The 25,850-nt window shown below is 70.6% G+C and carries 29 protein-coding genes; 18 read left to right on the forward strand and 11 right to left on the reverse strand.

From position 1 onward, the window contains the following. The first annotated feature begins 33 nt into the window (after nt 1-33). Nucleotides 34-510: a SixA phosphatase family protein gene (locus tag BLT52_RS00600; RefSeq protein WP_090589626.1), complete on the forward strand. Its 477-nt coding sequence runs from the start codon at nt 34-36 to the stop codon at nt 508-510. Between the two features lie 2 nt (nt 511-512). On the opposite strand, the gene BLT52_RS00605 is transcribed toward BLT52_RS00600, so the two are convergent. Then, nucleotides 513-1,175 (reverse strand): DUF1707 SHOCT-like domain-containing protein, encoded by a 663-nt coding sequence (locus tag BLT52_RS00605; RefSeq protein ID WP_090589627.1) that lies wholly within the window; start codon nt 1,173-1,175, stop codon nt 513-515. 138 nt (nt 1,176-1,313) lie between these two features. On the opposite strand from BLT52_RS00605, the gene BLT52_RS00610 reads away from it, so the two are divergent. Both BLT52_RS00610 and BLT52_RS00615 read left to right on the forward strand, forming a co-directional pair. Next, on the forward strand, nt 1,314-1,823 hold the full coding sequence (locus tag BLT52_RS00610) for a hypothetical protein (RefSeq protein ID WP_090589629.1): 510 nt from the start codon (nt 1,314-1,316) through the stop codon (nt 1,821-1,823). 29 nt (nt 1,824-1,852) lie between these two features. Beyond that, nucleotides 1,853-2,443, forward strand: coding sequence for a rhomboid family intramembrane serine protease (locus BLT52_RS00615; protein ID WP_090589632.1), 591 nt, complete (start codon nt 1,853-1,855; stop codon nt 2,441-2,443). Nucleotides 2,444-2,516: 73 nt separating this feature from the next. Here the strand turns inward: BLT52_RS00615 and BLT52_RS00620 are convergent, their stop codons facing one another. Next, the gene (locus BLT52_RS00620; protein WP_090589633.1) at nt 2,517-4,529 is read right to left on the reverse strand and encodes a PhoX family protein; all 2,013 of its coding nucleotides are present in this window, start codon (nt 4,527-4,529) and stop codon (nt 2,517-2,519) included. Nucleotides 4,530-4,817: 288 nt separating this feature from the next. Between BLT52_RS00620 and BLT52_RS00625 the strand changes: the two genes are divergently transcribed. From BLT52_RS00625 to BLT52_RS20650, 4 genes are all read left to right on the forward strand, one after another. Further along, the gene (locus BLT52_RS00625) at nt 4,818-5,996 is read left to right on the forward strand and encodes an alcohol dehydrogenase catalytic domain-containing protein (protein ID WP_090589636.1); all 1,179 of its coding nucleotides are present in this window, start codon (nt 4,818-4,820) and stop codon (nt 5,994-5,996) included. A gap of 83 nt (nt 5,997-6,079) precedes the next feature. Continuing rightward, on the forward strand, nt 6,080-6,826 hold the full coding sequence (locus BLT52_RS00630) for an ANTAR domain-containing protein (protein ID WP_090589639.1): 747 nt from the start codon (nt 6,080-6,082) through the stop codon (nt 6,824-6,826). 83 nt (nt 6,827-6,909) lie between these two features. Continuing rightward, the gene (locus BLT52_RS00635; protein ID WP_090589641.1) at nt 6,910-7,893 is read left to right on the forward strand and encodes an AraC family transcriptional regulator; all 984 of its coding nucleotides are present in this window, start codon (nt 6,910-6,912) and stop codon (nt 7,891-7,893) included. 87 nt (nt 7,894-7,980) lie between these two features. Further along, nucleotides 7,981-8,175, forward strand: a complete 195-nt coding sequence (locus BLT52_RS20650) for a hypothetical protein (RefSeq protein WP_157676895.1) — start codon at nt 7,981-7,983, stop codon at nt 8,173-8,175. 82 nt (nt 8,176-8,257) lie between these two features. Here the strand turns inward: BLT52_RS20650 and BLT52_RS00640 are convergent, their stop codons facing one another. The 3 genes from BLT52_RS00640 to BLT52_RS00650 all read right to left on the reverse strand — a co-directional run bounded on the left by BLT52_RS00640 (nt 8,258) and on the right by BLT52_RS00650 (nt 10,057). Then, entirely contained in the window at nt 8,258-9,139 is an 882-nt protein-coding gene (locus BLT52_RS00640) for a sigma-70 family RNA polymerase sigma factor (protein ID WP_157676896.1), read from the reverse strand. Nucleotides 9,140-9,359: 220 nt separating this feature from the next. Beyond that, nucleotides 9,360-9,674 (reverse strand): Hpt domain-containing protein, encoded by a 315-nt coding sequence (locus tag BLT52_RS00645; RefSeq protein ID WP_157676897.1) that lies wholly within the window; start codon nt 9,672-9,674, stop codon nt 9,360-9,362. Continuing rightward, entirely contained in the window at nt 9,671-10,057 is a 387-nt protein-coding gene (locus tag BLT52_RS00650) for a response regulator (protein WP_231946433.1), read from the reverse strand. Before BLT52_RS00650 ends, BLT52_RS00645 begins: the two co-directional genes overlap by 4 nt. 148 nt (nt 10,058-10,205) lie before the next feature. Here BLT52_RS00650 and BLT52_RS00655 point away from each other — a divergent pair, with 148 nt between their 5' ends. The 4 genes from BLT52_RS00655 to BLT52_RS00670 are packed head-to-tail and all read left to right on the forward strand — an operon-like array spanning nt 10,206 to nt 14,296. Continuing rightward, nucleotides 10,206-12,365 carry a sensor histidine kinase gene (locus BLT52_RS00655; RefSeq protein ID WP_090589647.1) on the forward strand — a complete coding sequence of 720 codons (2,160 nt, stop codon included), beginning with the start codon at nt 10,206-10,208 and terminating at the stop codon, nt 12,363-12,365. Between the two features lie 58 nt (nt 12,366-12,423). Beyond that, on the forward strand, nt 12,424-12,957 hold the full coding sequence (locus tag BLT52_RS00660) for a pyruvoyl-dependent arginine decarboxylase (protein ID WP_090596147.1): 534 nt from the start codon (nt 12,424-12,426) through the stop codon (nt 12,955-12,957). Continuing rightward, nucleotides 12,954-13,502 carry a hypothetical protein gene (locus BLT52_RS21150; protein ID WP_197679137.1) on the forward strand — a complete coding sequence of 183 codons (549 nt, stop codon included), beginning with the start codon at nt 12,954-12,956 and terminating at the stop codon, nt 13,500-13,502. Before BLT52_RS00660 ends, BLT52_RS21150 begins: the two co-directional genes overlap by 4 nt. Further along, nucleotides 13,499-14,296, forward strand: a complete 798-nt coding sequence (locus tag BLT52_RS00670; protein WP_231946434.1) for a response regulator transcription factor — start codon at nt 13,499-13,501, stop codon at nt 14,294-14,296. The genes BLT52_RS21150 and BLT52_RS00670 overlap by 4 nt, the downstream gene beginning before the upstream one ends. 12 nt (nt 14,297-14,308) lie before the next feature. Here the strand turns inward: BLT52_RS00670 and BLT52_RS00675 are convergent, their stop codons facing one another. Beyond that, nucleotides 14,309-14,728, reverse strand: a complete 420-nt coding sequence (locus BLT52_RS00675) for an Hpt domain-containing protein (protein WP_090589650.1) — start codon at nt 14,726-14,728, stop codon at nt 14,309-14,311. A gap of 368 nt (nt 14,729-15,096) precedes the next feature. On the opposite strand from BLT52_RS00675, the gene rpmG reads away from it, so the two are divergent. The 3 genes from rpmG to BLT52_RS00685 all read left to right on the forward strand — a co-directional run bounded on the left by rpmG (nt 15,097) and on the right by BLT52_RS00685 (nt 16,986). Further along, a complete protein-coding gene (gene rpmG, locus BLT52_RS00680) occupies nt 15,097-15,264 on the forward strand; it encodes a 50S ribosomal protein L33 (protein ID WP_090589652.1) in 168 nt (55 codons plus the stop codon). Nucleotides 15,265-15,446: 182 nt separating this feature from the next. Further along, nucleotides 15,447-15,593 (forward strand): hypothetical protein, encoded by a 147-nt coding sequence (locus BLT52_RS21000; RefSeq protein ID WP_172803963.1) that lies wholly within the window; start codon nt 15,447-15,449, stop codon nt 15,591-15,593. A gap of 109 nt (nt 15,594-15,702) precedes the next feature. After that, entirely contained in the window at nt 15,703-16,986 is a 1,284-nt protein-coding gene (locus tag BLT52_RS00685; RefSeq protein ID WP_197679138.1) for an alpha-amylase family glycosyl hydrolase, read from the forward strand. A 92-nt stretch (nt 16,987-17,078) separates the two neighbouring features. On the opposite strand, the gene BLT52_RS00690 is transcribed toward BLT52_RS00685, so the two are convergent. Continuing rightward, on the reverse strand, nt 17,079-17,927 hold the full coding sequence (locus BLT52_RS00690; protein ID WP_090589656.1) for an SDR family oxidoreductase: 849 nt from the start codon (nt 17,925-17,927) through the stop codon (nt 17,079-17,081). 80 nt (nt 17,928-18,007) lie between these two features. Here BLT52_RS00690 and BLT52_RS21620 point away from each other — a divergent pair, with 80 nt between their 5' ends. Continuing rightward, on the forward strand, nt 18,008-18,445 hold the full coding sequence (locus BLT52_RS21620) for a MerR family transcriptional regulator (protein ID WP_090589659.1): 438 nt from the start codon (nt 18,008-18,010) through the stop codon (nt 18,443-18,445). 74 nt (nt 18,446-18,519) lie between these two features. Beyond that, entirely contained in the window at nt 18,520-19,476 is a 957-nt protein-coding gene (locus BLT52_RS00700; protein WP_090589661.1) for a phosphotransferase enzyme family protein, read from the forward strand. A 49-nt stretch (nt 19,477-19,525) separates the two neighbouring features. On the opposite strand, the gene BLT52_RS00705 is transcribed toward BLT52_RS00700, so the two are convergent. The 3 genes from BLT52_RS00705 to BLT52_RS00715 form a co-directional block, all read right to left on the reverse strand. Next, nucleotides 19,526-19,906: a nuclear transport factor 2 family protein gene (locus BLT52_RS00705; protein ID WP_157676898.1), complete on the reverse strand. Its 381-nt coding sequence runs from the start codon at nt 19,904-19,906 to the stop codon at nt 19,526-19,528. A 17-nt stretch (nt 19,907-19,923) separates the two neighbouring features. Then, entirely contained in the window at nt 19,924-20,214 is a 291-nt protein-coding gene (locus BLT52_RS00710) for a hypothetical protein (protein ID WP_090589666.1), read from the reverse strand. Nucleotides 20,215-20,278: 64 nt separating this feature from the next. Further along, a complete protein-coding gene (locus BLT52_RS00715; RefSeq protein ID WP_157676899.1) occupies nt 20,279-20,518 on the reverse strand; it encodes a hypothetical protein in 240 nt (79 codons plus the stop codon). A gap of 775 nt (nt 20,519-21,293) precedes the next feature. On the opposite strand from BLT52_RS00715, the gene BLT52_RS00720 reads away from it, so the two are divergent. Both BLT52_RS00720 and BLT52_RS00725 read left to right on the forward strand, forming a co-directional pair. Continuing rightward, a complete protein-coding gene (locus BLT52_RS00720) occupies nt 21,294-21,944 on the forward strand; it encodes a LysE family translocator (RefSeq protein WP_090589670.1) in 651 nt (216 codons plus the stop codon). Between the two features lie 650 nt (nt 21,945-22,594). Beyond that, a complete protein-coding gene (locus BLT52_RS00725) occupies nt 22,595-24,190 on the forward strand; it encodes an AAA family ATPase (protein WP_090589673.1) in 1,596 nt (531 codons plus the stop codon). Nucleotides 24,191-24,542: 352 nt separating this feature from the next. On the opposite strand, the gene BLT52_RS20655 is transcribed toward BLT52_RS00725, so the two are convergent. Then, nucleotides 24,543-25,652 carry a hypothetical protein gene (locus BLT52_RS20655; protein ID WP_157676900.1) on the reverse strand — a complete coding sequence of 370 codons (1,110 nt, stop codon included), beginning with the start codon at nt 25,650-25,652 and terminating at the stop codon, nt 24,543-24,545. Between the last annotated feature and the right edge of the window lie 198 nt (nt 25,653-25,850).

Genomic DNA, 25,850 nt, shown 5'->3' on the forward strand with positions numbered 1-25,850 from the left:
CGAGGCCGTCCGGAGCGGGCCTACGGTGTGGCCATGGACCGTCGGCTCCACCTCCTCCGCCACGCCACCACCGAGGACGCCCGCCCGGGCCACCCCGACCGCGACCGGCGCCTGACCCCGCTGGGCCACCGCCAGGCGGCCGAGCTCGGCCGGTGGCTGGAGACCTCGGGCACCCTCGTCGACCTGGTGTGGTGCTCCCCCGCCGAGCGCACCCGCCAGACCGCGGCAGGCCTCCGGCTGACGGCCCCCACCACCGTCGAGCCCTCGCTCTACCGGGCCGACCCCGAGGACGTGCGGGAGCTGGTCGCCGGCTGCGACCCGGAGGTGGCCTCGCTGCTCGTGGTCGGCCACAACCCTCCCGTCGCCGAGCTCGCGCACGCACTGGCCGTCGGGACGCCGGAGGATCAGACGATCGCGCGGCGCTTCCCGCCGGGCACCCTGGCCAGCTTCGCCGTCGCCGGGTGGGACGACCTGGGCACCGCCCGGCTCACCGGCCTGCGGCTGCCCTAGGGTCAGCGGCCGAGCTCGGGCCGGCGCGACGGGTCGATGCCCTGCTTCTCCAGCTTGCGGCGGTCGAACCAGTTGGCACCGCGGACGGTCACCGAACCCATCCCCACCGACCCGTGCAGGACCAGCAGCGTCCCCCCGGCTGACGGCGTGGCGGCGACCCTGCTCCTGGCCGAGCCCCAGCCGGCGGCCAGCCGGTCGATGTCGGCGGCCCAGCTCTCCGGGACGACGATGGTGGTGGTCCCCATCGACCCGATCATCCGGATGTCGACCACCTCCGGCGCGACGGCCTGCAGGCAGTCCAGCCGGACCGAGCCCATCCCGGCGTTGATCTCGATGAAGGGCGGGACGCTCCAGCGCCCGGTCCGCGCCGCGGACGACCAGCCGGCGTCCAGCACCAGCCGGTCCTGGGGCACCGCACCCGGTGACTCGACCAGCCGCGCCTCGACCCCGGGCCGCGGCCGGTTGAGCGCCGTCGACGGCGGCTCGATCGGCAGGTCGGCCACCAGGGCGTCCAGGTCGGAGAAGTAGCGGGCCACCAGCGCGGCGTCGAGGCGCTCGTGCAGCTCCTCGACGGTGATCCGGCCCTCGGCCATGGCGTCCTGCAGCACCGAGGCCACGAGGTCGCGCTCACGGTCACCGATCCGTAGCTGGGGCTGCTCCGACATGGCCGTGATCCTAGTGCCCGGGCGGTCCCCGGGGGAGGTGAAGGTCTTCTCATGGTGGGCTCATGGACGCTTCACGGGACCCCTCGACGCTGGGAGCAGCCCCGGCGCCGGGCCGGGCACCAGCAGACGGAGACCACCATGCGCACCAGGACCACCTCCCTCATCGCCGCCGCGGCGCTCGCCGCCTCGACCCTCCTGATGGCTCCGGCCACCACCGCCCAGGCCGACGAGCGCAGCTGCCGCAGCTCGCTGGGCGCCATCACCGTGGACAACCTGCGGGTGCCCAGCGGGGCCACCTGCACGCTCAACGGGACCCGCGTCAAGGGCACCGTCGTCGTGGCCGGGGGCGCCACCCTGCGGGCCACTGCCGTCAACGTGGTCGGCAACGTCCAGGCGGAGGGGCACCGCCACGTGCAGCTGGACCGCTCCACGGTCGGGGGCAGCGTGCAGCTCAAGCAGGGCGGCACCGCCACCCTGCGCAGCAACCGCGTCACGGGCGACATCCAGCTCTTCACCAACCGCGGCACCGAGACGGTGAGCAGCAACCGCGTGAACGGGAACCTGCAGTGCAAGGAGAACTCCCCGGCCCCCACCGGCGGGAGCAACGTCGTGCAGGGCAACAAGGAGGACCAGTGCAAGCGCCTCTGACGCTGGGACCGGGCGCCTAGCATCGACCCATGTCGTCCACCCTCGTGACGGGCCACCGGCTGCGCGACGCAGCCGGTGGTGCGCTGCCCCCGGTCGTCCTCACCGCCCTGATGTGGCTCAGCGAGCTCGTCGACACGGTGCTCGGAGGGGCGCTGGACCGTTATGGCATCCAGCCCCGGGAGGTGGACGGGCTGGTCGGCATCCTGGCCGCGCCGCTGCTGCACGGCGGGCTCGGCCACCTGGTGGCCAACACGGGTGCCTTCGTCGTGCTCGGCGTGCTGACCGCGCTGATCACCGGGCGCTTCTGGGCCGCGACGCTGGGGATCGCCGTGGTCGGCGGGCTCGCGGTGTGGCTGCTGGGCGCCGAGGGGACCGTGCACATCGGTGCCAGCGGCCTGGTCTACGGCTACGCCGCGTTCCTCTTCGCCTGGGGGCTCTTCGTCCGCCGGGCGCTGGCCATCGCGGCCGCCCTGTTCGTGGCCCTGGCCTACGGCGGCATCGTGTGGGGGGTGCTCCCCACCGCCTCGGGCGTCAGCTGGGAGGGCCACCTCTTCGGGGCGCTGGCCGGGGTGCTGATGGCCTGGCTGCTGTCCCGCCGCCCCCGTCACGCCCTCCGCTGACCCACGCCCTCACCGACGACCGCAGGCCAGCCGCTGGGTGCGGCTGGCCTGCGGTCGTCTGGTGTCTGAGCGGTCAGCGCTTGCGGGTCACCTGGACGACGGAGGGACGCGGGCCGCGCCACTCGCCCTTGCCCGGGCGGGCACCGGCGGCCACGTAGTCGGGGAAGAACGACTGCTGGTCGTCCCAGGTGCCGTCCTCACCCGGGTGCTGGACGGCCACGAAGACCGAGCCGTCCTTGTCGTGGATGACCGGGCCGCTGGTCTCGGCCTGGTTGGGCACGGCCAGGAACTGGGTCAGGTGACCGCGCTCGGCGCCCTCCAGCGGGACGCGGTGCAGGGCGTCGGCCAGGCCGATGGTGCCCGGCTGGCCGTCGGTGGAGATCCACAGGTTGCCCTCGGAGTCGAAGGCCAGGTTGTCCGGGCTGGAGATCGGCGCGACCGGCCCGTCCCAGCCGCCGAAGTACGTGCCGGCGTCCTCGGGCATGCCGCAGACGATCAGCAGGTTCCAGTCGAAGACCGTCGAGTCGGCGCGGTTGCGACGCTCGGTGATCTCGATGACGTGGCCGTTCTTGTTGGCGTTGCGCGGGTTGGCCGGGTCGGCGGCGGGCTTGCCGGCCTTGCCCCGGTCGGTGTTGTTGGTGCACGCCACGTAGACCTTCCCCGTGCGCGGGTTGGGCTCGACGTCCTCGGGGCGGTCCATCGGGGTGGGACGGACGGTGTCGGCGGCGAGCCGGGTGTAGACCAGCACCTCCTCGACGCTCATGCCGTCCACCCGCGACTGGCCGTTGAGCACCAGCGGCAGCCAGACGCCCTTGCCCAGGTTGTCGTTGTCGGGGTTCTGGCGACCGCTGAAGCGGGCCACGTAGAGGTCGCCGTCGGTGAGCAGCAGCATGTTGTTGCGCTTGGCGCGGGCCGAGCTGCCGGTCATGAACTTGCGGCTGGAGACGAACTTGTACAGGTAGTCGAAGCGCTCGTCGTCACCCATGTAGGCCACCACGGTGCCGGACTCGTCGACGCGCACGTTGGCGCCCTCGTGCTTGAAGCGGCCCATCGCGGTGTGCTTGCGGGGGGTCGAGGTGGGGTCGCTGGGGTCGATCTCGATGATGTAGCCGAAGCGGTTGGGCTCGTTGCGGTAGGCCTCGCTGGTGGCGTCGAAGCGGGGCTCGATGGCCTCCCAGCCGTAGTTGGAGGGACGGTCGTTCAGCCCGTAGCGGGCGTTGCCGCGGGCGGTGGGGTCGGCCTTGAAGTAGCCGTTGAAGTTCTCCTCACCCGACAGGATGGTGCCCCACGGGGTGGTGCCACCGGCGCAGTTGCCGATGGTGCCCAGCACGGTGGTGCCCTCGGGGTCGGCCGCGGTCTGCACGTACTCGGAGCCGGCGGCCGCACCGGTCAGCTCGAAGGGGGTGTAGGCGGTGATGCGACGGTTCCGGGGCGCGCCCTTGATGTAGCTCCACTGCTCGCCCTTGCGCTTGCGCTCCAGCTCGACGACGGCGAAGCCGTGCGCGGCCATCAGGTGCTTGAGGACCTGCTCCTCCTGCGCGGCGTTCGCCGTGGGCGGGAACATGATGTTGCGGTTGGTGTACTCGTGGTTGCAGCACAGCAGGGCGCGGCGGCCGTTCTTCTCCACCAGGATGTCCAGGTAGTCGTTGTTGTACCCGAACTGCAGCTCCTGGGCCTCCGGGTCGGCCTTGCCGGGCACGAAGGCCGGGGAGTTGTGGAACAGCGGGTCACCCCAGCGGATGATGGCCTGCCACTCGTAGCCGGCGGGCACCGTGAAGGCGTCCACCGCGGCGTCGACGGGGGCGATGGGGGTGAAGGGGAGCCTCCCCTTGACCGCACGCTCACCGGGGGCGCGGGCGCCCTCGGTGGCCACGGCGGGCAGGCCGCCGTCGAGGGTCATCGGGATGGCCGCGGCAGCGGCCAGGGCCGAGCCACCCAGCAGCACGGCCCGGCGGCTGAGCGCGCTCTCGGCGATGTCGCGGAAGGACGGCTCGGTGCTCTCGTTGGGCGCGTCGGAGGCGCAGGCGGAGTCGCACTTCAGGTGGCAGGTCACGGCGCTGCGGTTGCCGTGGGTCTTGCCGGACATGGGCAGAAGCTGCACTGGGGATCTCCTCGGTTCGGCCCACCCCCCGAGGGCGAGCGCGCTGGTGCGACCAGCCAACGAGCACGGGATGAACAGCCGGTGACGCCCACCCGTCCCCCGGGGCAACCTCTGTGATCAGCGTCATTTCGTCACGTCGCCGCCGCGGAAATCGATCGGCCGGCGGTGCCCTGGCCGACGCCGGTGCCCCCGCCCCGCCCGACCCCGGTTTGGCACCGGGGCCCCCGGGTAGCCAGGGAGCGAAGCCATCCCTAGGACGAGGAGCACGACGACATGCAGGCAGTCACGTGGCACGGCAAGCGCGACGTGAGGGTCGAGGAGGTGCCAGACCCGGTGATCGTGGACGACACCGATGTGATCATCCAGGTCACCTCCTCCGGTCTCTGCGGGTCCGACCTCCACCTCTACGAGACGCTGGGAGCCTTCCTCCACCCCGGGGACGTCCTGGGTCACGAGCCGATGGGGCGCGTGGTCGAGAAGGGCCGGGCGGTCTCGAACCTGGAGGTCGGCGACCGGGTGGTGGTCCCCTTCCAGATCGCCTGCGGGCGCTGCTTCATGTGCGAGAAGGGTCTGCAGACCCAGTGCGAGACCACCCAGGTCACCGAGCACGACATGGGGGCCGCGCTGTTCGGCTACACCGACCTCTACGGCGCGGTCCCCGGCGGTCAGGCCGAGTTCCTGCGCGTCCCGCACGCCGACTACGGCCCGATCAAGGTGCCGGAGGGGGCCCCGGACGACCGTTACCTCTTCCTCTCCGACGTGGCGCCCACCGCCTGGCAGGGGCTGGCCTACGCCGGCATCCAGCCCGGTGAGACGCTGCTGGTGCTCGGGCTCGGACCGATCGGTGAGATGGCCTGCCGGATCGCCCTGCACCACGGGGTCCGGGTGATCGGGGTCGACCTGGTTCCCGAGCGGATCGCCCGCTCGCGCTCCCTCGGCGTGGACGTGCTGGACCTGCAGGACGGCGACGTGGTGGAGAACGTGCTGGAGCGGACGTCGGGCCGCGGGGCCGACGCCGTGGTCGACGCGGTCGGCATGGAGGCCCACGGGTCCGCCGCCGCGGAGGCCGCCCAGAAGCTGGCCAGCTGGCTGCCGAAGCCGGTGGCCCAGCCGCTGATGGTCACCGCGAGCGTCGACCGGATGCACGCCCTGAAGCTGGCCATCGAGGCCGTGCGCCGGGGCGGCACCGTGTCCCTCAGCGGCGTCTACGCCGGCGCGGCGGACACCCTGCCGATGCAGACCATGTTCGACAAGCAGATCTCGCTGCGGATGGGCCAGGCCAACGTGCACCGCTGGGTGGACGACCTGATGCCGCTGGTCGAGGACCCGTCCGACCCGCTGGGACTGGAGACCTTCGCCACCCACCACCTCCCGCTCGCCGACGCCGCCGAGGCCTACCGCACCTTCCAGCGCAAGGAGGACGGGGCGATCAAGATCGTCTTCCAGCCCTGAGCGCTTCGCCCTCGTGCCTGAGCGGCGTCGCTGCTTCGTCCGTCGTTGACGGGGACGGTCCGAGAGGTGAAGGTGTCTGGGTCATGGAGAGCAGCACGCGCGCGCAGCAGTGGTCGGAGTGGGCCGACCGGCTCGTGGCGGCCGACCCCGAGGACGTCCCGGCGGAGGTGCTCGCCCTCGCGGGGTCCCTGGCCCCGGGTGCCGGGGTCAGCCTGCGGCTCTTCCCCGACCGGGTGCACGCCACCGCCGCCGAGGCGCTGGAGCTCGAGCGGCTGCAGCAGCAGACGCAGGAGGGACCCGGCCTGGTCGTCGGTCCGACGCAGGGCACCGTGGAGGTCGTCGACCTGCACACCGACGCACGCTGGCCTTCCCTGGCCCGGGCCTCGCGGCGGCTCCCGGCGCGGGCGCTGCGGTGCTTCGCCGTCACCCTCGGCGGGGACCACCTGGGCACCCTGACCGTGTGGTCGACCGAGCCCCGGGCGCTCGACCGCGACGTGGAGCGGGACGGGGTGGCGCTGGCCACGGTCACCGCGATCGTGCTGCTGCTGCGGCGGCGGGAGAAGCAGCTGGAGCAGGCGGTGGACAGCCGTGACGTGATGGGTCAGGCCAAGGGCATCCTGATGGAGCGACTGGGGGTGACGGCGGAGGTCGCCTTCCAGCTGCTCACCCGGGTGTCGCAGCGCAGCAACACCAAGCTGGTGGTGGTGGCCCAGGAGCTCGCGACCACCGGGCACGTGAGCGCCCCCGGGGTCGTGCTGGACCGGGACCACGTCGTACCGCCGGGGAGGGCGACCGACGGGGCGCCCCAGGCTGACGGTGTAAGTTCTTGAGCAGTTCGGTTATAATACTCAAGGCGCTGTAGCAGGCGCCCAGGTCAAGACGCGGCCGCCCCTCCACCGAAGTCGGGACGCCTATGTCAACGATCGTCGACCTGCCCGTGGTCACCACCTCGCACGCCGAGAACGGCACCGAACCCTTCAGCACCGAGCACCCTGGCGACGCCCTGCGCCACCTCGCGGGCGCTCTGGCCACCAGGGTGCGGGGCAACTGCAGCGGCGGTGCCCTCCAGTTCCGCCACGAGCGCCTCACCGTCGGCCGGGTCCGCCTGGACGAGGTGGTGACCAACGCCACCAGCGAGGTCTCGCTGGACCCCCTGGGCCGGCTGGTGGTCTGCACCCTCACCCGGGGACGTCTGACCACCCAGGTCGACGGCCGCTCGGAGACGTTCTCCGCCGGCGACGTCTTCGTCCTCTCCCAGCCCGACGAGGCCGTGGTGGTCAAGGTCCAGGCCCCGGCGCTGACCATGGTGCTGATCGACCCGGCCGCGGTGCGGAGCACCGACGGCCGGGGGCCGGTGCGCCTGCACGGGCTGCACCCCGTCTCCGTCGAGGCGGCGCGCTCCTGGACCGAGACCGTGGCCGCCGTCGGCTCCCTGCTGCGGGCCCACGGACGCACGGGGGCCGCGGCCCGGATCCTCCCGGCCTGCGAGCAGGTGCTCGCCGCTGCGGCCCTCAGCACCTTCCCCAACTCCTGGACCGCCGGCACGCCGGACGTCCCGGCGCCCGACGGCGGGCCGGACACCCTGCGCGAGGCGCTGGACTTCATCGACCGGACGTCGGGCGACCCGGTGGGCGTCGAGGAGGTGGCGAGGGCGGTCGGGGTCACCCAGCGCGCCCTGCAGTACACCTTCCGCCGCCACCTCGACACCACACCGACCGCCTACCTGCGCCGGGTCCGGCTGCAGCGGGCGCACGACGAGCTGGTGCGCGCCGATCCCCGGGACGGCACCACGGTGGCCGCGGTGGCCGCGCGGTGGGGGTTCCACCACCCTGGTCAGTTCGCCGCGCTCTACCGGGCGGAGTTCGGCCAGCGACCGAGCGCGACGCTGCACGGCTGAGGGGCGTCCGGGTCCACCTCGGGGCGTTTGGGTTCACCCCCGGGGGGTACCACTTCCCCAAGGACCGGACGCAAAGGAGCGTGCACGATGAACTCATCACCTTCTGCCGTCGCCCCGCGGAGCCTGGTGGGACCCACCAGGGACCTGGACGACGACGTCTCCGCCCTGCTGTGGGAGCCCTTCGCCGACTGGGAGTACCGACCGGACCCGGTGGGGTACCAGGAGGACGACGACGCGGTCGACCACTGGGTCTACGAGGTGCTGCCCGCTCCGCACGAGTGACGGGCGGCCCGACGGGCCAGGCAGGAACACGAACGACGGGGCCGCTTCCGCGGCCCCGTCGCTGCGTCCGGGGGGCTGACGCTCAGTCGGTGGAGCAGCCGTCCAGGGACCCGATGACGTCGCGCATCTTGTGCATCACCCGGGCCAGCAGCCGGGAGACCTGCATCTGGCTGGTGCCGAGCTCGGCGGCGATGTCGCTCTGGGTGCGCTGCTCGTAGAAGCGCATCCAGACCAGCCTGCGGTCCCGCTCGTCGAGGGAGCTCACGGCCTCCTCGATCAGCATCCGCGCCTCGCAGGCCCGGACCTCCTGGTCGTCGTCGCTCTCGCCGTGGAAGCCCTCGGTGGGGCTGATGTCGAAGGCGACCGGGCGATAGCCCTGCTCGGCCTGCCGGGCGGCGCAGACGGCCTCGACGGTCTCACCGATGTGCTCGGCGAGCTGCGCGTCGGTCGGCTCGGCCCCCAGCTCCTGGGTGAGCTCGGGCCAGACCTTGCGGATGGAGAGCACGACCTCCTGGCAGCGGCGCGGCGGGCGCACCATCCAGCCACGGTCGCGGAAGTGGCGCTTGAGCACACCGAGGATGGTCGGGACGGCGAACCCGGCGAAGGGACCCTTGTCGGGCTGGTAGCGCTGGGCCGCCTCGGCGAGCCCGGAGCGGGCGACCTGCATCAGGTCGTCGTCCTCCTCCCCCCGGTGGCGGAAACGACGGGCCAGCGAGTCGGCCAGCGGGAGGTTGAGCAGCACGATCTCGTCGAGGAGGTCGGCCCGCCGCTCTTCGGAGCAGTCGGCGAGCTGGTCGAAGAGGACCGCGGTCCGCTCCTCCACCTCGGTGTGGTCGGGACGTCCGTCGGCGGAACGGGTCCGGGCCTCGGCCGGGGAGACCTCGACCGGCTGGACCTGGATGTCAGTGACGTCGGTGGGACGGGAGGAATCGGCGTTGAGCGGCGTCGTCGTGATGGCAGACACGAGGACTCCTTCCGATAGAAGGGAGTCGGCACTCTGCTCGGCCATCACCCAGACAAGCACCGCTGCCCCCGCTGGACAAGGGCACCCCGCCCCCGGCGTCACCCAGGCGAAGGGTGCGAGCGGCCCGGGCAGTGGGGCCGTGAGCGCGGCGCTGACCGGCTTCGTCCAGGGCGTCGGGCTCGACCGGGGCCTCCGACGGGCCCGCACGACCGGTCCGGGATCAGCCTTGCGCGAGCTCGGACCGGCACTCGGCCACCACCGCGAGCGCCTCGGCGACGGTGGTGGGTTGCTGCGGCGCGGCCAGGAACTGCTCGATCCGCCGGGCCAGCTCCCCGGCCCGCTGGTGACCGAAGGTGCCGGCGGACCCGGCGAGCTGGTGCGCGGCGCGCACAGCCCGCTGCCGCCCCTCCTCGTCCAGCCGCCCCTCGGACAACCGGGACAGCGCCTCCTCCAGGTGGTCGGCGCGACGCAGGTTCGTCTGCCTGGCCTCGCCGGCGATCCGGGCCAGCACCGCGGCGAACGGGTCCTCGCTCACCGGTCCCATCCCAGCAGCCGCTCGAGGTCGCGGGCCAGCAGCATCGGGTCGAACGGCTTCGGCATGATGCCGTGCGACGGGGGGAGGCGCTGGTCGCCCTTGGCGGTCAGGAAGACCACGGGCACGTCGGTGGTGCGGGGGTCGCGGCGCAGGGCCTCGCGCACGCTGGGACCGTCCATGCCGGGCATCATGACGTCCAGCAGGACCACGTCGGGATGGCACGCGGCCGCCACCTCGACCGCCTCGTCCCCGCGCGAGACCGTCCGGACCTCCCAGCCGCCGACGAGCTCGAGCGCCGCCCTGGCCACCTCGCGGATCGACTCGTCGTCGTCGACGACGAGCACCCGGGGCGTCGGAGGACGGCCGGTCGCCTCAGCAGCCACGTCGCCTCCTCACCCCGCACGCGATGGGGCCGTCAGGGCCCGATCAGCACAGGTTAACCCCGCAGCGTCCCCGCGACGAGCCCGGTCGCTGCCGGGACCGACTGCTCGTCCTCGGGGCCGGGAGGACCACCCTGCTAGCGTCGCCGCCATGACCCCGCGCCGCCCCCGCCCGTGGGCGGTGCGGTCCGCGCTCCTGCTGGCGGTCGTCCTGCTGCTCTGCGGCGGTGTCGCGCTGCTGCTGACCAGCCCGCTGCCACCGGAGACGCGCTCCCGCCTCTCGCAGCTCTGCCTGGTGGGCTTCGGACTGCTGGTGGGTCTGGCCGGGGTCTACCGCGCGCGACGCACGCGGAGCCGGCGACGTCGGCGGGCCTGGTTCCTGCTCTGCTCGGCCGGCCCGGTGGCGGCGGTGGCCAACTCGCTCTCGCTGGTGGCCGGCCGCTCCTCCCCGGAGGTCGTGGGCCCGGTGGTCGATGCCGGTCTGCTGCTCGCGATGGTGGGGGCGGTGGCGGGGATGCTGACCTTCCCCTCGGCCCCGCACACCTCCCGCCAGCTGATCCGGATGGTGCTGGACGGTCTGATCGTGGGCGGGGCCATCCTGTTCACCGCCACCGTGACCATCGTCCAGCTCGGCCAGGGCGAGCTCGACGTGTCCTCCGACGTCGTCGTGCTGGTGCTGCCCGTGCTGGACTCGCTGGTGGCCACCGTCGCGGTGCTGCTGGTGGTGCGCAGCAGCCGGCGCGACCGCTGGCGGCTGGCCCTGCTCACCGTCGGGTTCGTGGCCTACGCCGTCTCCGACATCGCCTTCGTGGTCAGCGTCAACCGGACCGGCTCGTACACCTTCGGCGGGCTGACCGATCTCGGCTGGCTGGCCGGCTACCTCTTCCTGGCCCTGTGCGCCGTGCTGCCGGAGCGGCCGCCCCGCCCGGGCGAGGACACGGCCCGGCGCAGCGGACCGCTCCTCGGGACGCTGCTCATCTTCACCTTCTTCATCGCCGCGGCGGTGCTGGCGGTGGTGGGCGGCGGGACGTTCGCCCTCAGCCTGCCCTCCCAGGTGGTGTGGCTGGCCACGCTGGTGACCGCGGCCGTGCGCCAGGTGCTGCTGATCGTGGACAACGAGAGCCTCAGCGAGCAGCTCACCCGACGGGTGACCGAGCGCACCACCGCGCTGCGGCAGGTGACCCAGCAGACCGGTCTGATGGTCGACTCGGTCGACGACGGCATCTACGTGGTGGACCGCAGCGGGTTCGTCACCTTCGCCAACCCGGCCGCCGAGCGGCTGCTCGGCCACTCCCCCAGGGGCCTGCTCGGCCAGCACGCGCACAGCCTCTTCCACGCGCTGCGCGCCGACGGCCTGGCCTTCCCCGAGGACGGCTGCTACATCACCGAGGCGATCGAGCGCGGGCTGGTGACCACCGCCGAGGAGGACGTCTACCTGCGCCGCGACGGTGGCGAGGTGCCGGTGGAGGTCACGGCCAGCCCGCTGCGCGACGAGCACGGCACCCACGGCGCGGTCGTGGTCTTCCGCGACATGACCGAGCGCCAGCAGGTGGACCGGATGAAGTCGGAGTTCGTCTCCGTGGTCAGCCACGAGCTGCGCACCCCGCTCACCTCGATCCGGGGTTCGCTCGGTCTGCTGTCCGGGGGCGCCCTGGGGCCGCTGGACCCCCGCGCGCAGCGGATGGTCTCCGTCGCCCTGGCCAGCAGCGAGCGGCTGACCCGGCTGATCGACGACATCCTCGACGTGGAGCGTCTGACCTCGGGCCAGATGCCGATGGAGACCGCCGAGCACGAGGCCGCCACGCTGGTCGACGGCGTGCTGGAGCAGGCCTCCGCCGTGGCCGCCGAGGCCGGGGTGGTGCTGCGCGCCGGCGAGCGGGAGGGACGGGTCCTGGGCGACGCCGACCGCATCATCCAGGCGCTGCTCAACCTGGTGGCGAACGCGGTGAAGTTCTCCCCCCCGGGCGGCACCGTGCGGGTGGACTCGGTGCAGGACGGCGCCTTCGTGCGGTTCAGCGTCCTGGACCACGGTCGCGGCATCCCCGGGGACATGCTGGAGGCGGTGTTCCAGCGCTTCCAGCAGGTCGACTCCTCCGACGCCCGCGAGAAGGGCGGCACCGGCCTCGGGCTGGCCATCAGCCGCAGCATCGTGGAGAGCATGGGCGGGCGGATCTGGGTGGAGAGCGAGCCGGGGGTGGCGACCACCTTCTCCTTCACCGTCCCCCGCCCGGAGCCCGAGCTGCAGCCGGCGCGCCCCGCTGCGGCGGGGGGTGCGGGGTCGGAGACGGACCGGCTCGACGACGTCACGTGACCGCCCCACCGGTGCGGTACGGTCACCGGGTCGTCGGCTCCGTAGGAAGGCCCTGGTGATGACCACCCCCACCCCCCGTCCCTCCGCCGTGCCCGAGGGTCTGGTGATCCGCGTCAGCCGCGGGGTGGGCAGGGGGCGCACCCGGCTCTCGTCCTTCGACGCCGCACTGCGCGACGCCGGGGTGGCGGACTACAACCTGGTCCGGCTGAGCTCGGTCATCCCGGCCGGCAGCACGGTGGTCGAGGTGCCGGGGGTCGAGCAGCTCCCGGGTGAGCACGGCGACCTCCTGTACTGCGTCTACGCCGAGGCCTACGCCGACTGCGCCGGTGAGGACGCCTGGGCGGGGATCGCCTGGTCCGAGCGGCTCGACGGGAACGGGGCCGGGCTGTTCGTCGAGCACCACAGCCACCGCGAGAGCATCCTGCGCCAGGACCTCAGGCGGAGCCTGGAGGACCTGACCGAGGGTCGGGGCGGGCTCTACCGGCCCGCCGGGACGACGGTCGTCTCGGCCACCTGCGAGGGCGGCGGCAGCCACGCATGCGCCCTCGTGGTGGCCAGCTACGCCCGGAGGGGTTGGGAGGGGACGCGGTGAGCGGTCGCTACCGGGTGGCCGTCGAGACGGCCATGGACACCTTGACCACCCATGCCTTCTGGGACCTCTACGAGGCGGCGTTCGGCCCGCTCCGCACCCGGGCCGCCGCCCGCCAGGTCCTCACCCGGGAGGAGTTCGACGCCGAGATGGTCGACCCCCGGGTGACCAAGCACGTGGCCCGTGACGCGGACGGCACCCCGGTCGGGGTGACCACCCTGACCCGGGACCTGAGCACGGTGCCCTGGATCAGCCCGGAGTACTTCGCGGCCCGGTTCCCCGAGCACGCCGCGCGGGACGCCATCTTCTACCTGGGTTTCACGCTGGTGGCGCCCGGTCTGCAGGGCAGCACCGTCTTCGGGGACATGATCAGCAGCTGCCTGGTGGAGTTCACCGCCGCACGGGGGATCTGCGGCTACGACGTCTGCGCCTACAACGACGAGGTGCTGCGGATGGACACCATGATCCGACGGACCATGGCAGCCCGGACGACCGTCCGCCACCACCGGCTGGACGCCCAGACCTACTACTGCGTGGAGGTGCCGTGAGCATCGTGGTCGCACCGCGGACTGCCGTGATCATCGAGGACGACGCCGACGTCAGGGCCCTGCTGGCCGCGATCCTCGCGCAGGCCGGGTTCGACTGCCACGCGGTGGGCTCCGGCGACGAGGGGGTGGACGCGGTGCGCGAGCACTCCCCGGTGCTGACCACCCTCGACGTCAGCCTGCCCGGCTTCGACGGCCTGGAGGTGGCCCGCCGGATCCGCTCGTTCAGCGACACCTACATCCTGATGCTCTCGGCCAAGGACGACGAGATGGACGTCGTGATGGGCTTCGCCGCCGGTGCCGACGACTACGTCACCAAGCCCTTCCGTCCGCGGGAGCTGCGGGCCCGGGTCGAGGCGGTGCTGCGCCGGCGCGACAGCTGGATGGGTCCGCAGGCGACGTCGGCCGCGAGCGCCGAGGACGTCCCGGTGCCGGTGCCCTCGCCGGCCTCCGCGGCCTCGGCCCCGGACGAGGAGGAGTGGCTGGACCGCAACGGCCTCCGTGCCCACCCCGGGATGAGGCTGTGCGAGGTGGACGGCGTGCCGGTCGAGCTGACCCGCAGCGAGTTCGACCTGCTGCTCGCGATCGTCGAGCGCGACCGCCTGGTGGTCTCCAAGGACACCCTGGCGCTGCACCTGAGGGGTGACCAGCCGGGCTCGTTCGTCAGCGACTCCGACCGCCGGTCGGTCGAGGTGCACCTGGCCAACCTGCGCCGCAAGCTCGGCGACGTGGTGGGGCACCCGCGCTTCATCGAGACCGTGCGGGGCGTCGGCTACCGGCTCGCGGCGCCGCGCTGAGCGGACCTCCGCTCAGTCGGCGTGCGCCGAGCCGAGCCACTGGCGGAGCTGCTCGTTGGTCTGCTCGATCTGGCCGTGCAGCCCGTTCAGCTGCTCAGAGAGCCGTTCCCAGTCCCCGGCGCGGACGGCGGCGGCCATCGCGTCGCACTCGCGGGTGAGGCGGTCGGCGCCGATCATCGAGCTGGTCGTCTTCAGGCTCAGCAGCGCGACCTCGCCGTCCTGGCCGTCGTGCCGGGCGACCGCGGACCGGATCCGGGCCAGCCGGGCCGAGCTCAGCGTCACGAAGCCGTCGACGAACCCGCGAGCCACCGAGCAGTCGCCGTCGAAGAGGGTGACCAGGTCGTCCAGCACCGCGTCGTTCAGCAGCGGGGCCCCGATGGTGTCGGGGCGCGACCCAGCCGCTGCTGACGGGTTGTCACCCGACTCCGACATCTCGCACCTCCTGACCCGGTGGGTCCCACGCACCACCCCATCCCCCGATGGGGGTGGTACGTGGCGACCCTCCGGCCTGTGTCGGGTCCGCTCCCTGGTCACCGCTCCCCCCGGGTCGATGCTGGTCGGCGGCCCGACGAGAGGAACTCTGCACCCCCACGATCAGCGTCCGTTCTGGGCAGCGTCCGGTTCACCTCAGGACCTGCTCAAGATCTCCACCAGATCGACTCACGCCAGGAGCCGCCGGGCCTGGCGACTTCCGGACCGCGGGCCGTCACGGGCCGGGTGGGTGCTGTCCGACCCCTCTCCCAGCCGCTGGGACACCGGAGTAGACTGAGAACCGTTATCACGACGACAGAGGAGATCTGATGGCTCGCCGCAACGACGTCCGCCCGCTGGTCCGGCTCCGGTCCACCGCCGGGACGGGTTATACCTACGTCACCCGCAAGAACCGACGCAACGACCCCGAGCGGTTGTCGCTGCGCAAGTTCGACCCGGTGCTGCGTGAGCACGTGGAGTTCCGCGAGCAGCGCTGAGCACCGACGAGGGTGCCCCGGTCAGCTGGACCGGGGCACCCTGGCGCGTCCGGGAGCAGGGGGACGGGCCCGCACCACCGGCGTCGCACCGCGGGACGGGCGCACCCCGACCGGCCACTCCGGGTTCCTCCCGATTGCCCCCGACTGGTCTACTGGAGGGGTCGACGAGAGAAAGGGACATCATGGGGATCTCCTCACTGTTCAAGGGCGCCATCAAGGGTGCTGTGGTCGCCAAGGTGCTCCAGGTCGCCGAGCGCGAGCTCCGCAAGCCCGAGAACCAGCGCAAGATCAAGGACGGGATCAAGAAGCTCCGCGGAACGCGTCGCTGACCCGTCGCACCGCACCGGCGCCGGCCGTGCGCGACGCTCCCCCGGGAGCCGCGCGGGCCGGCGCTGCTGCGTCCGGGGCCGGCACGTCGCCGGTCGCGGGCACGAGAGGATGGACCACATGTCCTCCTGGGTCCAGCACGTCATCTGGTGGCACGTCTACCCGCTCGGCTTCGTCGGCGCCGAGCGCGAGCTGGACGGCGCCCGTCCCGAACCGCACCGGCTGACCCGCCTGCACGGCTGGCTGGACCACCTGGTCGCGCTGGGCTGCAACGGGCTCGCCCTCGGCCCGGTCTTCCGCTCCGAGACCCACGGGTACGACACGACCGACTACCTGTCCATCGACCCACGGCTCGGTGACGACGCCGACTTCGACGCCCTGGTGGCCGCCTGCTCCGAGCGCGGGATCCGCGTCCTGCTGGACGGGGTCTTCAACCACGCCGCCCGCTCCTTCCCACCGGTGGCCGCCGCGCTGGAGGCCGGTGAGGGCTCCGAGGCCGGCCGGTGGGTCCGGTGGAGCGACGGGCACCCGTGGGTGTTCGAGGGCCACGACCACCTCATCACCCTCGACCACTCCAGCCCCGAGGTGCAGGACCACGTGGTGGAGGTGATGACCCACTGGCTGGGACGCGGCGCCGACGGGTGGCGGCTGGACGCGGCCTACGCGGTAGCCCCCGAGCTGTGGGCGTCGGTGCTGCCCCGGGTGCGCGAGCGGTTCCCCGAGGCGTGGTTCGTGGGCGAGATGATCCACGGCGACTACGCCGACTACGTGCAGCGCTCGGGGTTGGACTCCGTCACCCAGTACGAGCTGTGGAAGGCGACCTGGTCCTCGCTGAGCGAGCGCAACCTCTGGGAGCTGGACTGGACCCTCGGCCGGCACCGCGAGCTGGTCGGGCGGCTGCTGCCGATGACGTTCCTCGGCAACCACGACACCAGCCGGGTGGCCAGCCAGATCGCCGACCCGCGCCACGTCGGCCACGCGGTGGCGCTGCTGCTGTTCCTGCCCGGGGTGCCGAGCATCTACTACGGCGACGAGTACGGTCTGCGCGCGGTCAAGGAGGACCGCGCCGGCGGTGACGACGCGGTCCGCCCCGAGATGCCCGGGGTGCCGCAGCAGGTGGACGGCCGGGACGACGAGCTGTGGTCGGTGCACCAGCGGATGATCAGCCTCCGCCGGCGCCACCCGTGGCTGACCACCGCGACCACCAGCACCTCCGACGTGGCCAACGAGCACCTGCTGGTGCACGCCGACGGCCCGGACGGCGAGCGGCTCACCCTCGTGCTCAACCTGGCCGACGAGCCCTACCCGGTGACCCCGGCGGAGGTGCTCGAGGCGGCGTCCCCGCTGCAGGGAGCCGCCCTCGCACCCCACTCCTGGGCCGTCCTCCGGGCCTGATCCCCCACCCGCTCTCGTGGCGAGTGGCCCTGACGGGTCGCGTCGGCCTGGCCCGTGACGGCGTGTCGTGGCCGGTCGGGGGGACCTGCTCGTCAGGCGGAGGCGGCCAGGTGCTCGTCGCTGGCGACGGAGAGGGCGACGTCGCGGTGGGCGTCGTGCTCGGCCAGCCGGGCCACCAGGGCGGCGCGGACGTCGGCGTAGGTGTCGGGCCCCAGCGGGAGACGCAGCGGGGTGGCGTCCCCGTCGACCAGGTCGATCATCGCGCCGACGATCCTGGCGGGGTCGCTGGGCAGCGGGAAGGCGCCGCTGGCCAGGGCGCGGCGGACGTCCCCGGCCGGGGTGTGCTCGTACTCGGGCATGGTCGGGGCGGTGGCCAGCGAGCTGCCGAACGAGGTCGGTGTCGCGCCGGGCTCGACGATGGTCACCGCGATGCCGAAGGGGGCGACCTCCGCGGCGAGGGTCTGGCAGAAGCCCTCGACGCCCCACTTCGAGGCGTGGTAGTAGCTGAAGTTGGGGTAGGTGGTCTGGCCCCCGGCGGTGGAGACCTGCAGGATGCGGCCATCGCCCTGGGCGCGCAGCCGGGGCAGGGCGGCGCGGATGACGTCGATCGAGCCGAGCAGGTTGGTGTCGACCACCTGCCGGATCTGCTCGTCGCTGGCCTCCTCGACCGAGGCGAAGACGCCGTAGCCGGCGTTGTTGACCACCACGTCGATGCGTCCCAGGTCGTCGAAGGCCGAGGTCACCACACGGTGGACCTGCTCGCGGTCGGTGACGTCGAGGGAGGCCACCCAGAGGCGGTCGCCGTGCTCGGCGCGGAGGTCGTCGAGGGCCTCGGGCCGGCGGAGGGTGGCCGCGACCCGGTCGCCGCGGGCCAGCAGCGCCTCGGTGAGCAGTCGGCCGAAGCCGGTGGAGGTGCCGGTGATGAACCAGGTGGTGCTCATGGTGTTCCTCTCGTCGGATGCTGTCGTCGTCGACGCTAGGAGCTAGAGCCGACTCTAGGTCAAGCCCTAGGCTGGGGAGCATGACGACGACCACGGCGCCCGTGTTCAGCATCGGTGAGGTCAGCGAGCTGACCGGTCTGAGCACCCACACCCTCCGCTTCTACGAGAAGGAGGAGCTGCTGCCGCCGGTGCGGCGCGACGGCGCGGGCCGCCGGGTGTTCACCGAGGAGGAGGTGGCCTGGTTGCGGGTCTGCACCAAGCTCCGCTCCTCGGGGATGCCGCTGCCGGAGATCCGGCGCTACGCCGCGCTGGCCCTCCAGGGGCCGGGCACCGAGGCCGACCGGTTCGAGATCCTGCGCACCCACGAGGCCCGGGTGCAGCAGCAGGTCGCCGACCTCCAGGAGGCCCTGGACGTCATCCACGCCAAGGTCGAGGTCTACGCCCGCCACCTCGACGCCGGCACCGCCGACCAGCTGTGGCGTGACGGCCCCTCCTGCGAGCCACCCGCCAGCCCGTGAGCCTCGTGGTCTGACGCGTCCCCGCGCGGCGCCGCTGCGTGTGCGGCCGACCCCGCGACACCTACGGTGGGCGCATGCTGCCGCTCGGGGTGTCCATGCTGTGGGAGCCGGTCGAGGCGGGGGCGGCACTGCGTGAGCGGTTCGGCTTCGGTGGTCTCGCCGAGGTCTCGGCGTGGCTCGCGGAGGTGCTGCGCGGGACCTGGGCGATCACCGCCGAGGACGCCGACCGGCTGGTGATCAGCGACCAGAACGCCGTGGTGTGGGTGGCCAGCGACCGCGGACCCCTGGTGGTCAAGTGGTCGCGGGCACCGGAGCGCTTCGCACGCCTGGACGTCTCGGCCGAGCTGCTCGGGGTCCTCGCCGGACGCGGCGTGCCCGTGGCCGCGCCGGTCCCCTCGGTGGACGGCCGTGCCCGCGTGGTGCTCGACGGACCGCACGGGCCGTTGTCGGTGACGGTGCTGCCGGAGCTGGCCGGTGACTGGCTGGACGTCACGGACCTCGCTGCCGTGCGGTCTGCCGGAGCCTGTCTGGCCCGGCTGCACGAAGCGCTGCGAGACCAGACCGGCACCCGGCTCGCGCAGGACCCGGCGGTCGAGGGGCTCCGGTCGCGGGTCGAGCGCTGGTCGGCGACCGGGGACCGTGGCCTCGCCCCGGACGCGTCCCGGCGGCTGGGCGACGCGCTGGCCGGACTCACGGAGCCGCACGAGGCACCCCAGCTGGTGCACAACGACTTCCGGGCCGCGAACCTGCTGGTGCTTCACTCCGAGGTGGTGGCCGTGCTGGACTTCGACGAGATGGTGGTCGACCACCCGGTGGTGGACCTCGCCCACTCCGCGGTCTACCTCGCCACCCGGTTCACCGGCTGGGGCCCGACCCCGCTGCCGGCCCGGAAGGCGTTCCGCGCCGGCTACGAGTCGGTGCGACCGCTCGGGCCCGTCGAGGCGCGGTGGTACGAGGTGCTCGTGCTGTGGCAGTCCATCGCCGCCGTCCCCGTCGGCGAGGACCCGACGGGGTGGGCCGGGGCCGTCTGAGCCCGGCGCGGGCGTCCGCGGAGGGCGCGGAGAGGCTGAGGTGACCTCGTCAGTCCAGTCGTGGGCCGGCGTGCCCGGCGAGGCAGACCCAGCGACCGTCCCGGCGCACCCAGGTCTGGGTGATCAGCATCCGTGCGGTGTGACGACCCGCACCGGTGTCCACGTCGTCGGCGACCACGCACCGCAGCACGGCGACGTCACCGTCGACGACCACCACCGGGTCCTCGAGGCGCTGGCCGTACCAGCGGTTGCGCCCCCTCGCGTTGGACCGGAGATAGCCATCCCGGTCGAAGACGTCGCCCCGGTGCGACGTCCAGACGAAGGCGGGGTGCAGCAGTGCCCTCAGCCCCAGCTCGTCGCCGTCGCCGAGCGCCCGGCCACGGGCTTCCGCGGCAGCCAGCACCTCCGCCTCGACCTCCACCGCGCGCACCCTGGCACCGTCGCCCGTCACGCCGGCCAGCGCCGCAGCGTCGACTCGACCCCACGGCGGACCTGGGCGACCGACGGCGGGCTCGACGCGAACCACGTCCCGAAGCCTGCCGCCAGGGCCGTCAGGTCCTGCTCCGTCAGCCCGGCCAGTCGGCCCGGACCGACGTCGACCCCGAGCACGCTGCGGACGGCCTCAGCGCACTCGTGCGGGGTGGCGTCGTCGAAGGGCACGGGTGGGGACACGGCCTCGGCGAGGGACTCATCCATCGCCTGCTCGAAGTCGGCCCTGTCCTGCTCGGTCCAGCTCATGCGCCCTCCTCCGGTCTTCGTGCCCGCTCCACCCGGACGTCTGCGAGTCTCGACCGGCAGGGTCTCAGTCCGTGCCGACGCCGCCGTCGGGAAGGAAGGTGGTGTGCAACCACCACGAGTCCACCACGCCGAAGCGGTAGCGGCGCGCGCCGGCCTCGAGGACCAGGCCCCTGGGCCCCGGCTCGGCCCTGACGACACGCAGTCCCGCTCGTTCGACGCGGTGCGCACGCCACCCGAGCACCCGCTCGACCCGGTTCGGGACGAAGACCAGGGCGTCCGGCGCGAGCTGGAGAGTGCCACCCACCGCCACCACGCCCCTCCACCACGTGGCGAGCACCGTGGCTGCGGGAGACCCGGGCGTGTCCTGTTCCTGGTCCTCCACTGCTCCCCCATCTGGCCGACCGGGCCGGGCCCACGCGCGACCCTGCTGGTGAACACCTCACACGGTTCTTCTAGCAGGTCCGGGGCGCACACCGCGGAGCCGTGATGCGGCGTCATCGGGTCACTACGCCCGAGACGGCGCGCCAGCGCGGGTGTGCGAACTGCTCCGAGCCCACCGGGCGTCACGGTGTCCGACAACGGACCCGAGCCCATCGACGCCTGAGCGCGAACGCTTCGGCACAGGCCCCCCGAGCCCCAGCGGCGGGCGCCTCGACGGCGATGGCTCAGGACGTGGCGGTGGCCCAGGAGGGTGTGGACGCGGGCCATCGACCGCGACGTCGACGGTGAGCCGAGCGGGTCGGTGTCACGATAGTTGAGGGCTTAAGTGATAATGAGGAACCCGGTCCTGACGCAAACTCGGGGGGAGAGTCTGGTCAGGACCGGGCCCAAGGGGTGCGAACTACCCGACTCCGTGGCGAAGCCTGCGAACTCCCCCGAGTCCCGCCAAGCAACACCACGTCAGGGGCGGTGTACTCCGCACCCAGTAGCAGAGGGTAGCGGTACGCAGACCTCCTCACTGACACGCGGCCCTCCTCCGGCCCTGTCGGCTCCGGAAAGCGTGCCCCCACCGGACCACCGCCACACCGTCCTGGATGCGCTGACCCCCGCGAAGCCGGCCTGCGCGATACCGTCCACCCATGCCTCCTGGCGCCAACCTGGCCGCCTTCGCCCTCGCCGCGGCCGTCCTGATCGCTGTTCCTGGACCGAGTGTCCTGTTCGTCATCGGCCGGTCCCTGTCGTCCGGTCGACGCGTGGGTCTGCTCACCGTCCTCGGGAACGCCATGGGGATGCTGCCGCAGGTGCTCGCCGTCGCCGCCGGCGTCGGGGCTCTGCTCGCGCAGTCCGTGGTCGCCTTCACCGTCCTGAAGACGGTGGGGGCCCTCTACCTCGTCTACCTCGGAGTCCAGGCCATCCGGCACCGCCACCAGACGACGGCTGCTGCTACGACGACCGACACGCGCCCCGCGGCTGAGGTCCCCGCGAGCAGGTCGCTGCGCGAGGGCTTCCTCGTGGGCATCACCAACCCCAAGTCGGCGATCTTCTTCGTCGCGGTCCTGCCGCAGTTCACCGCTCCGGCCACCGGCTCGGTCTGGAGCCAGATCCTCGTCCTCGGGACGGTCCACCTCCTCATCGGGCTGGCCTTCGACACCGTCTGGGCACTGACCGCCGGCGCAGCCCGCGGTTGGCTCACCCGTGACCCGCGGCGTCTACCCCGCCTCGGCGCCACCGGCGGCGTGATGATGATCGGCGTCGGCGCCACCGTCGCGCTCTCAGACCGCCAGCTCTGAGACGTCGTCCGTCCAGCAGACCATCCGGATGGTGTGCCCAGGTCTCAGGAGTGCTGCAGAGGTGCTGCGGCCGCGGGAGAGCTCCGCTGACCGGGGTGGTGCGGTGGGGCCGCCTTCGGGAATCGAACCCGAGACCTACGCATTACGAGGCCGTCTAGGCGAACAGGTCCACCACTATTGCCGCTGAACTCGCTGCTAGTAGGCGCCGTTAAGGTTCGGCCTTCAACGGCTGGTTGTGGAGCCTTGGGGACGCGACGGGGACACGCCGCACCGCCGCCGCCCTCCGTGCCAGGGACGCCTCGGTCCCGAAAGGGACGCTTGCACGAGCACGCTGGCGATCATCATCGGGCCCGAGGATTGGGACGAGCGGGCTTGATGTCGGACGCTTCGCCGGACCAAGGGGTGTGTCGATGATGACACCGCGTCGCGGGTGTCGAGCTTGGCACGGATCCGGGATGAGTCCAATCAGACTGACGCGGGGCCGGCTGCCAAGCCGGAGGACTTGCACGGCGACCTGGCCAGCGAAACTGTCAGTCCTCCTCCGGGAGCACCATGACAGGGGTCGTACTCGGGGCCAGTGAGCATTAGGTGAGCTCGTTCAGGGTAGTGTCGCATCAATAGGGGGTTCCTGAAGCGACGGGATATGCTACATGAGAATCAAAAGCGCGCATCTGCACAACTTTCGCCGCTTCACCGACCTGAGGGTGCAAGATCTTGCGGAGACCGCGCGACTCATAGTCCTCGCGGGGCCAAATGGAGTCGGTAAGTCGTCGTTCTTCGACGGTCTCATTACTTGGTATCGAAGAACAGCTTGGAACGCCGTACAGGGCAGCGCTCAGTATAATGCAAAAGTCGGAGCGGTAGATGCCTCGGAGTACTACGATCGGGTGTCTGTTGAATTGCATGGTCCCTCAAGAGCACCGTCAGAATTGAAGCAAGCGGGTGTTTACTTCCGAAGTGCTTACCGACATGAAGTCGACTTCAACATAAAGAACCTTGCACAACAGCCATCACCAACAGAAAGAGGCGAACTTCGTCGAGCGGTCGATGCCGATCAGTCCGTTTCCGAGAATTACCAACGCCTGCTCTGGCAAACTTTCTCCGCAGTGTATGACGAAGACACTCCCGACTCGTCCACCAAGTTGGAGATTCGCGAGAGACTTACGGGAAAACTACGCGAAGCTCTCCTGCGAGTTTTTCCAGAGTTGACGTTGGGTCGCGTAGGCGGTCTAGGTCGAGGACACTCCTTCGAATTCACTAAAGGTACCGCCGCAGGGTTCCCGTATGTGAACCTCTCGGCGGGCGAAAAGGCCGTGTTTGATCTGCTACTTGATGCAGTCGTCAAAGCGGAGTATTACCAAGATGCTATCTGGTGTATTGATGAACCGGAGGTCCATATTGGCACCAAGGCGCAAGGGCTACTACTCCGTGAACTGCTTGCACTAGTGCCGAGCCAGTCACAGCTGTTCTTGGCTTCACACAGCATTGGATTCATGAGCGAAGCGGTGCAGTTAGCCAGTACGACGCCAGAGGAAGTGGCTTTCCTGGACTTCGGAGAGCACAACTTTGATGACTCGGTAGTGATGGCTCCCGTGACACCGACCCGGGAATTCTGGAAAAAGGCCCTCCGAGTGGCTTTGGAAGATATTGCTCTGCTTGTGGCACCCAGCACGCTCGTTCTATGCGAGGGCGGCGCGGACGAGTTCGACGCGAAGTGCTATCGAACAATTTTTGGTCAAGCCTACCCCGATGTGGATTTCGTTTCAGTAGGGAACAGTGACGATGCTCAAAATGACAAAGTAGGCTTGACGTCTGCGCTTCAAACTATCACTGAAGGAACTTCGGTAATCCGCCTCCGGGATCGCGACCTTGCTACCGATCTCGAAGTCGCTGAATGGGATTCGCAGGGTGTTCGTACGCTCGGACGACGTCACATCGAGTCCTACCTCTACGACCAGGAAGTGCTGGACGCACTGTGCGAGGAGCTTGGTAAGCCGGAGATGAAGGAAACCGTGGCAGGGATCAGGAATACGCGAATGGGGGAACTTGCAGCTAGGAGCAAGGACGCCGACGACGTCAAAGCTGCATCTGGCCTTATGTTCACGGACATTCGAAGGGCTCTCGGGATATCTGGTGCCGGCACCAAGGCTCCCGCTTTCGCGCAGCGGTACCTTGCCCCGCTGATCCGCAGCGGCATGAACGTGTACGACGAGTTGGAGTCAAGCATCTTCGGCGTAGGCGATTGAGACAACGACCGCACGTTCTTTGGACCACCAATACGTCACTCATGAGGTAAATTCTGTCAAGAGCAGGCAGACGGATGCTGGGGCCCTCTCCCTTGATCACGCTCCCCCCAATCACGAAGGCCTCGATCTCCGAAGTTGCCCTGGTCGCAAGTTCTACACACCGTCACTGACTGCGCAGGGCACAAAGTGCGCCGAAGCTGGCGCATGCGAGGCTTGAACGAGTTTGCCTGCGGGATGGGCGTGACGGTAGTCAAGGTGTCGTCACCGTGTTTCCTTCGGGCATGTGACCCGTTGTCGCCCCGTTGCGGTGGCAGGGTGTGTCCTGCGCCAATTCTCGGAGGGGCCACCCGTCTCAGATATGGGCCGCGTAGAAGGGGTCCTTCGGGGGTGTCAGACCAGCCACTGGGATGCCCTTGAACTCTTGCAAACTTGGCGACTCGATTTCGTTCGCGAAGAAGACTTGCCAGATGAGCCAGTCTGCGTCGGCCTGTCTGCGTAAGGCGCTGACCAGTAGTGGCGGAACCATAATCAGAATCAGTAGCACTACAGGCGAATAACTGAACGTTAGGAGAGCGACTACAAGGGCTAAAGGGGGCGACAAAGACAAGCGCAACTTTGCCTCAGCCCTCAGACGTCCGTACTCGTTGTAGATATCGGGGAACCGAAGCTGCGTGCGCACGACCAGGACCCCAAACTCATCTCCTATGGCTTGAACCATTGTCTGCACAAGGAAGTGCTGTTTGGCGATCTCAATCGTTCGCAGGCGATCTTCGGCTTTTTCCTCGCGGTCGTATCGATGGTCAAGGCCCATGTTGAGGTTCGCGCGAAACTCATCGTTAAGATAGCGCTCCTCATTGATCACGTCGATTGTCACACCAGCATTGATACTCTTGCTCATCTGGTCCGCCGTCCACCAATACAGACGGTCCCCTGGACTGAGGCGTCCGCGTGTCAGAAGGCGTAGCAGAGTCACCAAGTATTCATGACGTTGCTCCCAACCCCTGAAAGGCCTGAGTGCGCCAATAGTCATCTTACCAATGAAACGGATCAGCTTCTTGGTTTTCCGTCGGAAGCCCTTCTTTGTTTCGCGCCAGTTATTTCGCCGCCAGGACCAAAGGGCACGAACATCTATGTCATCGATAGAAAAATAGGGCTTGTGAGCAGCATAGTCATCCTCCTTGAGAAATTCGAAATCTACCTGTCGCTTGGCAATGGAAGGAAAAACACGGTAACCCTCCACCGTCAATAGAGAGCCGATCAGATAGGCTGCGAACCCAAGCGCGCTCAGCACGAGCGCCGGCTGAAAAATCGCGCGCCACATGAGGACGTCAGCGATCAGGTCGTATGGAACAGCAGGCAGCGCAATCCATCGAAACAGCAGCCAAAGGGCAAAGAGGTACAGCACACCAGCGGCCAGGGGTGTCCGCAGCTCGCGCACACCTGGCAGCAGTGCGGCCAACATGTCGCCTCCTCGATCGCCCGGGGTGATGCAGAGCCGCGAGGAGCGGCCCGCAGCGAGCGTAGCGAGCGAGGACACGCACCGCAGCGGCTCGCGCGAGCGGAGCGAGCGCCTTGACTACATAGAGCCAGATTCGGCAGAGCGAGGCCCGTCACGGTGAGGTCCTGGACGACCTCGGACCGATACCTCAACGCTCGTCAG

Source organism: Auraticoccus monumenti, from assembly GCF_900101785.1.
Taxonomy (GTDB): Bacteria; Actinomycetota; Actinomycetes; order Propionibacteriales; family Propionibacteriaceae; genus Auraticoccus; species Auraticoccus monumenti.